Here is a 12,663-nt window from a genome sequence, read left to right as displayed (position 1 = left end):
GTAGTTACTAACTACCGAGTTCTCTTAACTGCATCCACTATTTCTTTGCCATCCTGTGACCATTTCACCAAACGGTAAAAAGCGTCATGGTAAAAACTGAACCAATAATTATTTTGTAGTCCCTCATTTAACCATTTTTCTTTTGCAAAAACAGATGTCATTGGATAATCATCATAAGCTAGTACCCAGAGTGGATTCTGATGAGCATGTGTAGGCATAATATCTGCTAAATGAATGATTGTATCGCCATTTTGTTTAAACAAAACAATGCTATGTCCATCACTATGACCACCTGTATGAATCATGTCAATACCTTCCACCACTTCGATCGTATCCGTAAAAGTTACTACCTGAGATTGAATTGGCTCCCAATTTTCTTTCCAGTAAGTATTACTAGAACGAAAATTAGGATTTCTCATTTCATTCCACTCTACTTCTGAAACATAAATGGTAGCATTCGGGAAAGTTGAAACTAGTTCTTCCCCTTGCCATTTTGTCAGCCCACAAGCGTGATCAAAATGCATATGAGTCATAATAACAATATCAATTTCCTCTGTTAATACTCCGTGAGAAGTCAAATCATCTTCCACTTGAGATTGGTAAGTAATCCCGAAATTTCGAAGTTGCTTTTCTGTCATTTTACCAAAACCTACACCAGACTCCATCAGTATATTTTTTCCCTTATACTGAATAAACATTGGATCTGTCGGTAATTCAATTTGGTTTTTTTCATTTGCCGGATACTTCTTTTCCCATAAAGGCTTTGGTACAACTCCAAACATGGCACCCCCGTCCATATAAGTCATACCGCCCTTTAACCAAGTAAATGACATATCATGAAATTGAAACTTGTCCATTCTCGCATCCCCCTTAAATGAATTTGGCTTCTACTCTGTAAATCGGTTGCCCTTTTGCAGAAAATTTTTCTTCATATTCTGTCATTATATTATCTTCTGGCATATTTACATGAAGATCGAGTGAAACATCTTTTATTAACATACCATAACTAGACATGCTCACTAAAGAATATTCAAATAAACTACGATTATCTGTTTTAAAATGAATTTCCGCATGATCTACTAAGACTGACTCGTATAATTCCAAGAATACTTCATGGGTTAGCCTTCTTTTCGCATGTCTAATTTTTGGCCATGGATCAGAGAAGTTCAAATACACTCGATCCACATCATTTTTCTGAAAATATTTTGCTAAGTAAGCCCCATTTACTTTTAATAATCGTAAGTTTTGAAGAGGTTGTGCAGCAATCGCATTTTCAAGTGCAGATACGATTACGCTATCATATAATTCGATTCCAATATAATTGATATCCGGATTTTGCTTGGCCATTCCAGTGATAAATTGACCTTTCCCTGTTCCCACTTCAATATGCAGTGGATTGTTATTTTTAAACTCTTTGTCCCATTTCCCTATTAACTCTTCTGGATTTGGGATGATAATCTCTGGGTGTGCATTGATAAAATCTTCTGCCCACGGTTTATGTCGTAATCTCATATTTATGAACTCCTTTTATTCTTTGGTTTTGCTTTTGGTGAAATTTCCATGCCGCCTCCAAAATAAGGTTTATTGCAGACAACAAAAAACCAAACATTTTCATACTTTACCGTACCTTCTTCACTATGTAAAGAAAACGAAAATGTTTGAAATGTTAACAGTTCTTTTATTACATAAAATATGTATGTTCGTTTATCAATCCCAAATGAATTCAAGCCTTTTTTCCATTTCGTGCAATTTCAGTTGCATGACCAGCATACTCATTTATAATAAAAATAACTTTAGTCGTCAACTTCCTCACTCTCAATCTCCCATCCACTTCTAGAATAAGATGTTGTTTGAACTAAATTTAAAATTGCTTGCGCAGCTTTAAATTGCATATGCTTCATTGGAGAGGTAGAGGACTTTAATGCTATAAACCACTCAGTAAACTTCCTAGAATCGATGAATTGTACATTGAAAGATGAACCAGGATAATCTATATAACCATTTCTAGAAAGGACCACTTTTCTTATTGGTAAGTCAATTTCTTCCTTCTTAATAATTTGTAATAAAATAGATTCCATTCGGTTAAGACCAATCATTGGACTTAACACTTTCACCTCTTCTTTCCCACTTTTCTTCAGCCAAAAACGGTCACTACTTCCTATAAAAGCATCTGAGTCCTTATCTTCTAATGCAGCGATACATATAATCTCTGTAGGTAGGATTAGGATAATATCAAGCTCTACAGGGGCTTTTATTAACTTTAATATAGGATAGTAAAGTACAAAATAATTGTCCGGTAATCGCTGAGCAAACATCCGTAATAATGTATCTCTCATATATTTTGGGTCGACATAGGATTTTTCTCGTAATGTGGAGCTTGCCCACTTTAATTGAAAGTGAAATAGTTGATCCATATACATTCTGTTAAGTTCTTCAATAGATTTTGGATTATACACGAGATTTGGTTGAAAATGAAGAGTAGAAGATTCTTCTGGTATTACATCTTCCTCTTGCAACTCCCCTTCATTCCCTTCCAATTCACTCGACTTATTGTCTACTTTACTTCGATGAAAAAGTTTGGAAAAGAAAGATTGTTTTACTGTTTCTTCCATCGGTTCTAATTCATCCACCCAATTTGAATCAAAGTGTCCACGCTCCCAATCGTCTTTCATACGTTCCCATTGTTGCTTCTTCAATCGAACGAATTGAGTTGGGTATCTTTTTAAATCTAATTGATAGCGAGAGATGTAATCTTGTATTTTTATAAGTTGGGCCATTAGTTTACCTTCCTAGTTGAAATCGAACTAATTTCTTCATAACGCGGGGTCCTATTTGGATTTATTTGAAAAACCGAAAAATGATTTACTTCAAAAGACTGCTTTGGCAAAGAAAACTTTTCAGTTGACATTGGGCAGTTAGAAGCCCATTTTTTAGCAATCGTTATATGCGCATTAAATTCTTTTGATTGATTGACATCCAAATAATTTGATATTACTTCCACTATTTTTTTCTGTAACTGTTTGATTTTTTCACTTTCCTCTAAAGAAACGTAAACTACTCTAGGGGTTAGATCATTACCAAAATGACTCAGCTCATTAGTTGACAGATCAAATGAATCCCAGTCACTTTTTTCAAATGATCGGGACATTTGGTCTATTAGATTTTTCTCCACATGTCCTAAATAGAACAACGTAATATGCAAATCATCTACCACTGGTAATGTTTTATGTGTTTGATGTAAATTTGTTTTTCCTCTAGCATCAATAATTTCCCTACTTATAGGCTTTGGAACCTTGATACCTATGAAGTAATGGGTATTCATAAGCTAACTAAACTAGAGATTTTACTTTCAAATACTTGTTGAATTTTTTTAGTCCATTGTCCAGGTTTTCCATTACCTATTGTTTGTCCATCTATAGAAACAACCGGCATTACTTCTGTTGTTGTGGAAGACATGATGAATTCATCCATTTCAAGCGCTTGTGTTGTAGTAAAAGCACTTTCTACAACAGGTAAACCAATCTCTTCACAGCAAGATAAAATAACATTTCGAGTGATCCCATTTAATATTAAATTGCTTACTGGATGTGTATATAAAACACCGTCTTTAATGCCATACACATTAGATGAAGAACCTTCTGTGATTAATTCATCTCTGTGTAGAATCGCTTCATAATAACCATTACTAGATGCTTTTTCTTTCGATAAAATATTTCCCAGTAAATTTAAAGATTTAATATCACAACGAAGCCATCTAATATCATTGTCAAAACAAGCATTCACACCATTTTTTTGTTGGTCAAGCGGACGTGCAGCTTCTTTCGTATAGGCAGTTAGCACAGGCTCTACTGGAGGATTTGGAAGATTATGCTGTCTTGGACTAATACCACGTGTAATTTGTAAATAGATGTGGCCTACGTTTACTTCATTAGTTTCAATTAAATCATAAAGCATTTTGTGCAGTACATCTTTTGTATAAGGGATAACAATTTGAATTTTATCAGCGCTCGCGTATAAACGATTAATATGTTCAGTAGCCGTGAATAAATTACCATTGTAAATTTTAATGACTTCATAAATACCGTCACCAAATTGGTATCCTCTATCTTCAAAACCAATTCGAACTTCATCCTCATTTACAATACGATCATTCCATAATACTTTTACCAAACTCATACACCCTCTCTAGTTAATTTTGTTGCCAATTCAACAATTGCATCTGCATAAATTGCTGTTGCTTTAACAAGGTCATCAATATCTACATATTCATCTACTTGATGTGCTAAATCTTTTCTTCCCGGGAATAGCATGCCAAATGCAACCCCTTTTTTAAGTACTCTTGCATAAGTTCCTCCACCAATTGACAGGAGTTTTGCTTCTTCACCAGTTTGTCTTTCATACACTTTTTGCAATGTTTTAATCAGTTCATCTTCTTTATCGACATAATGTGGCTGAGAATTAGTACCAAGGTCAAGTGTAATTCCTGTTTCTTTTAGAATCTCTCTGCAAGCAGCAAGTTTCTCTTCAAAAGGATATGTAACAGAGTAACGCATACTAACTTGTGTACAAGATCCTTGCGCTGGTGCATAGTGAATAACACCCGGATTTAATGTAGTATCTCCAGAAACTTCATCTGTAAACTGAAGAGCTAGTGCATGCCCTCTACTATCTTCTCCAAAACTTTGGACTAGGAAATGTACAAACGCTTTGGAATGAGCCGTTAGGGGAACCGTTTGTAAGAACTTCGCAAGTAATATGGCCGCATTTACACCATCATTTGGTTCCATCGCGTGTGCTGATTTTCCGTGAGTTAAAATTTTTACCATGGGGCCTTCTTGTGTAACTTCCCCAGTAAAGCCATGTTCATTTGAAAATGCATTAAACTTTTGCTTGATCGAATGAAGTCCACCAAAAATAAGGGCAAATGCTTCTTCTGGTACCATATTTGTACGTTTACCTGATTGGAAAAATTGGATAGTTTCCGTATCAGTTGATCCTGTTTGAGTAAATATTAAACTAGCAATCCCTTTTTCTGCATTAATAATCGGAAAATCTGCATCTGGTGCAAATCCTATTTCAGGCATTGCTTCTTTTTCAAAGTAACGAGTTACACAGCGAAATCCACTTTCTTCATCTGTACCGATAATCATGCGCACTTTTTTATTTAACTCAATTCCTGATTCTTTCACTAGTTTCATGGCCATCCAGGCTGCAATTGTTGGCCCTTTATCATCGATTGCTCCTCGACCATACACTTTACCATCTGCTTCTATTCCTTCAAAAGGAGGATACGTCCAACCATTTCCTTCTGGAACAACATCTACATGACATAAAATCCCGAGTGTTTCGTCCCCTTCGCCCATTTCAATATGACCAGCCATATTATCAATGTTCTTCGTTAGAAATCCAGCTTTTTGTCCTTCGTTTAACATGAAATTCAAAGCTTCTAATGGTTTTGGTCCAAAAGGCATTTCTGCTGTTACAGCTTTTTCATCCAGCACACTAGGAATTTGAATCAATTTTTGCAAGTCTGCCACAATTTCAGTTCTTTTTTGTTCTGCTAATTCTAACCAATTCATATCCATTTCCCCCCAACAATACTTATATTATTATTTTACACTTTTTTTCTTACAAAACATAAGAAAACAGCTAAAGCGCCCTTTTTCTAAATGGACGTTGCCAGTTCGCTTTGGACAAACTTATAGTAAGAGCATATATGAAGAATTTGTAAATTAACTGATTTCTTATAGAAATTTCCTAGAAAGTCTTTTATAATGAAAGTGTCAGATAATTACTTCTGACCACCATTTTAGTAAAGGGGCTGCAAATTGCAATTACTTAGTTGCTTTTCACCCATATCGTCCGCTGGTCTAGTCACGAGAAATGATGAAGGAGTGGTTACTTATGAAACCTACTACTGATCGGATGCTTAATCGAATTAAAGACGTGTATATGTTCATCCGAGATAACGGAACTGTTACAACACAAGATTTAGTTGAAGAATTTGGCATCACTCCTCGCACGATTCAACGAGATTTGAATGTTCTTGCTTTTAATGACCTAGTCATTAGCCCAACGAGAGGCAAATGGACTACGACGAGCAAAAGAGTTAGAATGACATCTTAGATTTATTCAATATGAAAAGAATGACCCCGCTTATGCGAGGTCATTCTTTTGCTGTAATTGCATGAATTCTACTTCAGTTAACTCTCTATAATCCCCTTCTTGAATGGACTCATCTAGCATCAATGCTCCCATAGACAACCTCTTCAAGTAAATGACTTTTTTCTCAACAGCTTCAAACATCCTTTTAACTTGATGAAACTTCCCTTCCGTAATCGATAATTCAATTTCAGAAACAGGTCCACTGCTTAGTATTGAAAGTAAACCTGGCTTTGTATGATATCCATCATCCAGTGTGACACCTTCTTTAAATAATTGAATATCTGATTCTGTTACGATTCCCTCAATCTTTGCATAATAGACTTTTGGCACATCTTTATTTGGAGAAAGTAAGCGATGTGTTAATGCGCCGTCATTCGTTAATACAAGTAGTCCTACCGTATCTTTATCCAATCTTCCTACTGGGTACGGTGCAAAATGACGAACATCCTCATCCAATAAATCGATGACGGTTTGATCTCTTGAATCTTCCGTCGCAGACACTACCCCAGCCGGCTTATTCATCATTAAATAAATGAATTCCCTATACTCAACAACTTCTCCATATACAGATACTTGATCAGAAAGCTCATTCACGTGCATAGAGCTATCTTTTACGACAACCTCATTTATTTGTATTGCTTTTGATTTGACTAATATTTTTACTTCTTTTCTTGTTCCAAAACCCATATGAGCTAGAAATTTATCTAATCGCATGTTTTTCTCCTAAAAACCAAATTTTTTCGTAAAGCGAGTAATTTTATCACCTAAAAGTTTCTGAGCCAAACCAAGTTTTAATGTAGTGTAACCATAAAAAGCTCCTCCGATTGAAGCACATATCAAAATGACAAGCAAAGCTTCTATTTTTCCATCAATCGTAAATACTTGTTCAATCCCCCATTTTAAGATGAAAACTAATGCAATCATGATTATATTAATAACGAAAATAAGAAAAATCCGTCTGTATACCATCGATGACTTGTAGTGCAACGATTTTCGAATAGCGAACATATTTAATACGATCGCAATCATATATCCACATGCTGTAGCTAAAATAGCTCCATCCGTTTCAAATACTTTGATAAAAGGAGTATTTAAAACAAGTTTCGTCAAAATCCCTATTAATAAGTTAAGGATAATGATCTTTTGCCGATCTATCCCTTGCAAAATAGAAGTCGTTACAGGGTAAAGTGCAAATAATATTGCAACAGGCGCATAATGTGCTAACACCGTTGCTCCTACATCACTTTGTTCGTAAAAGACAAGATAAAATTCGTTTGATAATACTGCTATTCCAAGTGCTGCAGGTATTGTTAAAAACAATAATATTTGGAATGCTTGATCGAGCGACTTTCTCACTTGCACAAAATCATTTTTTGCGTAATAACTTGTAATATAAGGAACTAATGCCATCGAAAAACCAGTCGCTAACATTACTGGAATCATCACAAGCTTATGCGTCGTAAGATTTAACATCCCTAAATATTCATCCGATAAAGTACCGGATACTCCGATCATATCCATTGCACGATTAAATGTAATCATATCGATAAACTGAAAAAGTGGATTAATCACACCTACTAAAGCAAATGGTACTGTATATATCAAAATTTCTTTATAAATATTTTTTAAAGAAACCTCTGAAGTCATTTTTCCACTATCATCTAGTAAAGCACTAAATTCAGGATTCAACTTTTTCCAATACCAGTACAACACAAAAAGACTTGCAATAGCTCCTAAAAATGCTGCAAAAACGGCAAAGGAAACTGCTGTTTTCTCTGAACCTTTAAACACGTTCATCACCAAAAATGCACCAGCAACTACAAATAATACGCGTACAATTTGTTCAAATAGCTGTGATACTGCAGTAGGTGTCATATGCTGGTAACCTTGGAAAAATCCTCTGATTAAGCTCATTACCGGCACTACAATGACCGCAAAACTTACATATTTAATTACTTTTTCTACATCTTGCACCTTAATCAGTGCATCTGTATCTGCAATAACCAAATGAGCTATCGGTTCTGCCAAGAAAAATAACACTAGAAAGCCCAAAATACCCGTTGCTGACATGAGCACTATGCTTGATTTCATCAGTTTTCTACCTGTCGCATAATCACCAAGCGCGTTATGCTTCGCGACAAACTTCGAAACTGCAACCGGTACTCCTGATACTGCAATTGCAAGCATGATGGAATATGGAACATATGCATATTGATAAAGACCAATATACTCCTTTCCAATGAGTTGATAAAAAGGAATGATATAGAGAATACCTAATACTCTGGATAATAAAAGACCAATCGTTAAAATCATAGTCCCTTTTAATAAATTCGATGCCATAAAGCCCGCCCAACCTTCTAAAATGTCTATCTTATAGTTTACATCTGTCTAAACAAAACCACAATGATGTATAATAAAGAAAAAAGTGAAAGTGTGGATTTATTATGTATGACGTAATTATAGTAGGCGGGGGTCCCTCAGGACTAATGGCCGCAGCTGCTGCTGGAGCAGAGAATAAAAAAGTAGTATTAATTGAAAAAGGAACGAAACTTGGAAAAAAGCTAGCTATATCAGGTGGAGGACGTTGTAACGTTACAAATCGACTCCCACAAGAAGAAATCGTTAAAAATATACCTGGGAATGGTCGATTTTTATTTAGTCCATTTGCTGTTTTTAATAACGAAGATATCATAACATTTTTTGAGAATCTTGGTGTTCCTTTAAAAGAAGAAGACCACGGACGAATGTTCCCAGTTTCCAATAAAGCAGCGGATGTAGTAAATGCTTTACTAGATGAATTAAAAAGGCTCCATGTAGAGATCAAACTAAACTCTCCGGTTGCCAAGTTATTGATGAATGATGAAAAAGTGATCGGCATTCAACTTGCTACTGGAGAAGAGATTACTGCAGGCGCAGTCGTTGTCGCAGTTGGTGGAAAAGCAGTTCCTCAAACTGGATCTACAGGTGATGGTTATCCCTGGGCCCAAAAAGCTGGGCACACAGTGACTGACCTATATCCTACAGAGGTTCCTTTACTTTCAAATGAAAATTTCATCAAATCAAAAGAACTTCAAGGACTTGCTCTTCGTGACGCAGGAGTTTCCGTGTTAAATAAAAAAGGAAAACCCATTATTACGCATCAAATGGACATGCTCTTTACCCATTTTGGATTAAGTGGTCCTGCTATCCTACGTTGTAGCCAGTTCGTTGTGAAAGAACAGAAGAAAAATGGTGGACAACTTGTACAAATTCGCATAGATAGTTTGCCTAACCTAAACCAGGAGGAAACATTCCAAAAACTTCTTTCTTCTATTAAAGAAGAACCAAAAAAAGCAGTGAAAAACGTATGGAAAGGTATTGTTCCTGAAAGATGGCTTTTGTTTTTATTGCCAAAAGCAGACATCCAAGAAAGTGAAGATGGACAAAATTTATCTCATGAAAAGATTAGAGCCCTCGCTCATTTACTAAAGCAGTTTATAGTGAACGTACATGGAACGCAGCCACTTGAAAAAGCCTTTGTAACAGGTGGTGGTGTGTCTATTAAAGAAATTGAACCAAAAACAATGGCCTCGAAACAAAAAGCAGGATTGTATTTCTGTGGCGAAATATTAGACATCCACGGCTATACGGGTGGATATAATATTACTTCCGCACTTGTTACTGGAAAAGTAGCTGGTATGAGTGCTGCTAAATCAATATAACTTTAATCAGCAGAGGCGTAATTGATTTAAAACAAAAAATTGAATTTTTTAATTATTTATAATACAATGGACTATAACAAGCGATGAAGAAGAATAGTAGCTTTATGGAATGCTATAGAGAGCTGACGGTTGGTGCAAGTCAGTAGCTGACATATAGTGAATGGACTTCTGAGCTCCAAGGCTGAAAATTTCAGTAGGCTTTGGCGTCCGTCTACGTTACAAGACTTGCAATGTTATTTTCTGCATAAAGATTTGCATAGAAAGACATAATTTTGCGATTAAGAGGATTACAATAGTAATCAAAAAAAGGTGGCACCACGGCTCTCCGTCCTTTAAGACGAAGGGCCTTTTTGTGTTCAGTTGAGAAAAGGAGAGCAGAGCTATGACAGTTGAGATGAGTAGTTACAAAATGAAAGAAATTCAAGGGGATATGATGACCCCTATCTCCATTTATCGTTCATTAAACGGAAAGAAAAAAATGCTATTTGAGTCCTCCGCTAAACATCAAGAAAATGGACGTTACTCATTTATCGCATTAGATCCTATCGCCGAATTAACCGGGGATCAATCTGGGTATTCATTAACTTATGTAGATGGAGAACAAGAAAAAGGTACCGAACCCATTATTGAAAAATTGAAAACCATGATGCCTATTCATCCAGAAAGCTATCCTTTTTCATTTTTTGGTGGTGCCATTGGATATTTTGGCTATGAAACTGCTTTTTATAGTGAGAAAATTGGGGAGCTATTACAAGACCCATTAGAAATGCCAGATATCCACTTAATGTTTTATGATACATTTCTTATATATGACCATTTAAAACAAACCGTAACAATAGCAGCGATTGATTTATTCAAAAATGGGCGTACACAGGAAGATATGTCCAACGCAATTGACTCGATTTGTACTGATTTACAAAATGGTCCAACCCATCTAGATGAGACGGAAGCTACACTCGATTTTAAACCTATGATCGATGAGTCAACCTTCATTCAAATGGTGGAAACTGCAAAAGAACATATTGTAAAAGGTGATATATTCCAAGTAGTATTATCACAACGCTTCTCTTCACCTTTTGAAGGGAATCCTTTCACTTTGTATCGCGGGTTACGTACATCTAATCCATCACCATATATGTTTTATATGGACTTTGAAACGTATACAATTCTCGGTACTTCACCGGAAAGCTTAGTAAAAGTAAATAATGGAATAGTAACTACTAATCCAATTGCTGGAACAAAGCCTCGAGGAAAAACACCTGAAGAAGATGAACAAACTGCAAAGGATCTTTTAAATGATCCAAAAGAGATTGCAGAACATCGTATGCTTGTCGACCTTGGACGCAATGATATTGGCCGTATTTCAGAAATTGGCTCTGTGAAAATAGAAAAATATATGAAGATTGAATACTATAAATTCGTCATGCACATCGTATCCGAAGTAACAGGACGTTTGAATAAAGATGCTCATGTTTTAGATGTGTTAACGGCTTGCTTACCTGCTGGAACCGTTTCAGGGGCACCAAAAATCCGTGCAATGCAAATTATTAATCAATTAGAGACTACTAGACGTGGAGTTTACGCAGGGGCAGTTGGCTATATTTCTGTTACTGGTAATATGGATTTAGCACTAGCAATACGTACAATGGTTGTGAAAGATCAGCAGGCACATGTTCAAGCTGGAGCTGGAATTGTATATGATTCGATTCCTAAAAGTGAATACGAAGAAACGCTAAATAAAGCAAGAGCACTTTTGGAGGTACAACGATGATATTATTAATCGATAATTATGATTCCTTTACGTATAATTTATACCAACAAGTAAGTGCCCTAGGAAAAGAAGTCAAAGTTATTCGAAATGATGCAGTTACAATTGCAGAAATCGAAGAGATTCATCCCGAGGCAATTATTATTTCTCCAGGGCCTGGAAATCCCTCTGAAGCTGGAATTTCCATTGAAGTAATTCGTCAACTTCATGACAAATATCCAATACTCGGGATTTGTTTAGGACATCAATCCATAGGGGCTGCATTTGGCGCAGATATCGTACAAGCAAAAAATATTATGCATGGTAAATTGTCTACCATTGCTCATAATGGTTCATCTTTGTTCCAACCATTTGACGAACCAATTTCCGTCATGCGTTATCATTCGCTTGTGATTGATGAACAAACATTGAGTGATGAACTAGAAATACTTGCTCGTGCAACCGATGACAATGAAATTATGGCTATTAAGCATCGGGATTATCCGTTGTTTGGACTTCAGTTTCATCCAGAATCCATTGGAACAGAACAAGGAGATCAACTAATTCAAGGATTTTTAGATGTAATTAAATGATATAAGAAAAATCCTGATCCACGCTGATTTCGTTCCAAGCGGACGCTTTCCGTGGGGCGTGCGGTGAGCCCACTGGAGTCGCCGCTCGGAACGAAATCAGCTAAGAGAAGATAGGAAACAAAAGTCTCAAATAGTAATAGAAAACAAGACTTGAAAAACTACCAAAGAAGACTGCCTAAGAAAATCTCTAACCCGTTCAGTTCAATGGTACAAACATTCAAAATAACATTCGAATTAGCAGTATATTTATATCTAAATTATCATCGAAATTAACATATCAATTAGCTTTATTTTTGACGCACAAAATGGCTTAGTTCTCCTTGAGTGAGAACTAAGCCATAACTATTTCGATATCCGAATATTATAGTGATAGGTAAGCCTTTGAAGTTATCTCCAGCTTTTCCCCCACTTCACACCGTACGTGAGACTTTCACCTCATACGGCGTTCCAACTAATC

Annotated in this window: 13 protein-coding genes and 1 other annotated feature; of the genes, 4 read left to right on the top strand and 9 right to left on the bottom strand. The window is 36.0% G+C overall.

Translation table 11 applies throughout. The features are described from left to right. Positions 1–11: 11 nt before the first annotated feature. The 7 genes from C7437_RS00065 to pepV all read right to left on the bottom strand — a co-directional run bounded on the left by C7437_RS00065 (position 12) and on the right by pepV (position 5,579). On the bottom strand, positions 12–857 hold the full coding sequence (locus tag C7437_RS00065; protein WP_111437617.1) for a YtnP family quorum-quenching lactonase: 846 nt from the start codon (positions 855–857) through the stop codon (positions 12–14). 13 nt (positions 858–870) lie between these two features. Continuing rightward, positions 871–1,512 carry a tRNA (guanosine(46)-N7)-methyltransferase TrmB gene (gene trmB / locus C7437_RS00060; RefSeq protein WP_111437616.1) on the bottom strand — a complete coding sequence of 214 codons (642 nt, stop codon included), beginning with the start codon at positions 1,510–1,512 and terminating at the stop codon, positions 871–873. 2 nt (positions 1,513–1,514) lie between these two features. Then, positions 1,515–1,727, bottom strand: coding sequence for a hypothetical protein (locus C7437_RS17415; protein ID WP_111437615.1), 213 nt, complete (start codon positions 1,725–1,727; stop codon positions 1,515–1,517). Positions 1,728–1,793: 66 nt separating this feature from the next. Then, positions 1,794–2,777 (bottom strand): nuclease-related domain-containing protein, encoded by a 984-nt coding sequence (locus tag C7437_RS00050; protein WP_111437614.1) that lies wholly within the window; start codon positions 2,775–2,777, stop codon positions 1,794–1,796. Then, the gene (gene thpR, locus C7437_RS00045; protein ID WP_111437613.1) at positions 2,777–3,322 is read right to left on the bottom strand and encodes an RNA 2',3'-cyclic phosphodiesterase; all 546 of its coding nucleotides are present in this window, start codon (positions 3,320–3,322) and stop codon (positions 2,777–2,779) included. Before thpR ends, C7437_RS00050 begins: the two co-directional genes overlap by 1 nt. Next, positions 3,319–4,176, bottom strand: coding sequence for a D-amino-acid transaminase (dat, locus tag C7437_RS00040; RefSeq protein WP_111437612.1), 858 nt, complete (start codon positions 4,174–4,176; stop codon positions 3,319–3,321). Before dat ends, thpR begins: the two co-directional genes overlap by 4 nt. Next, the gene (gene pepV, locus C7437_RS00035) at positions 4,173–5,579 is read right to left on the bottom strand and encodes a dipeptidase PepV (RefSeq protein WP_111437611.1); all 1,407 of its coding nucleotides are present in this window, start codon (positions 5,577–5,579) and stop codon (positions 4,173–4,175) included. Before pepV ends, dat begins: the two co-directional genes overlap by 4 nt. A gap of 325 nt (positions 5,580–5,904) precedes the next feature. Between pepV and C7437_RS00030 the strand changes: the two genes are divergently transcribed. Then, complete coding sequence (locus C7437_RS00030; RefSeq protein ID WP_111437610.1) at positions 5,905–6,126, top strand: DeoR family transcriptional regulator; 222 nt, start codon at positions 5,905–5,907, stop codon at positions 6,124–6,126. A gap of 30 nt (positions 6,127–6,156) precedes the next feature. Here the strand turns inward: C7437_RS00030 and C7437_RS00025 are convergent, their stop codons facing one another. Both C7437_RS00025 and C7437_RS00020 read right to left on the bottom strand, forming a co-directional pair. Further along, positions 6,157–6,879 carry a pseudouridine synthase gene (locus tag C7437_RS00025; RefSeq protein WP_111437609.1) on the bottom strand — a complete coding sequence of 241 codons (723 nt, stop codon included), beginning with the start codon at positions 6,877–6,879 and terminating at the stop codon, positions 6,157–6,159. 9 nt (positions 6,880–6,888) lie between these two features. Then, complete coding sequence (locus tag C7437_RS00020) at positions 6,889–8,505, bottom strand: putative polysaccharide biosynthesis protein (RefSeq protein WP_111437608.1); 1,617 nt, start codon at positions 8,503–8,505, stop codon at positions 6,889–6,891. Positions 8,506–8,609: 104 nt separating this feature from the next. On the opposite strand from C7437_RS00020, the gene C7437_RS00015 reads away from it, so the two are divergent. The 3 genes from C7437_RS00015 (at position 8,610) to C7437_RS00005 (ending at position 12,206) form a co-directional block, all read left to right on the top strand. Then, positions 8,610–9,866: a BaiN/RdsA family NAD(P)/FAD-dependent oxidoreductase gene (locus C7437_RS00015; protein WP_111437607.1), complete on the top strand. Its 1,257-nt coding sequence runs from the start codon at positions 8,610–8,612 to the stop codon at positions 9,864–9,866. Between the two features lie 74 nt (positions 9,867–9,940). Beyond that, positions 9,941–10,202 (top strand) — a binding site (T-box leader). Positions 10,203–10,248: 46 nt separating this feature from the next. Continuing rightward, positions 10,249–11,637, top strand: coding sequence for an anthranilate synthase component I (gene trpE / locus C7437_RS00010; protein WP_111437606.1), 1,389 nt, complete (start codon positions 10,249–10,251; stop codon positions 11,635–11,637). Then, a complete protein-coding gene (locus C7437_RS00005) occupies positions 11,634–12,206 on the top strand; it encodes an anthranilate synthase component II (RefSeq protein ID WP_111437605.1) in 573 nt (190 codons plus the stop codon). The genes trpE and C7437_RS00005 overlap by 4 nt, the downstream gene beginning before the upstream one ends. Positions 12,207–12,663 lie beyond the last annotated feature (457 nt).

Origin of the sequence: Psychrobacillus insolitus (genome assembly GCF_003254155.1) — a bacterium.
Taxonomy (GTDB): domain Bacteria; phylum Bacillota; class Bacilli; order Bacillales_A; family Planococcaceae; genus Psychrobacillus; species Psychrobacillus insolitus.
The sequence above is the reverse complement of the archived record's forward strand: the minus strand, read 5'-3'. Positions and strand labels throughout refer to the sequence as shown.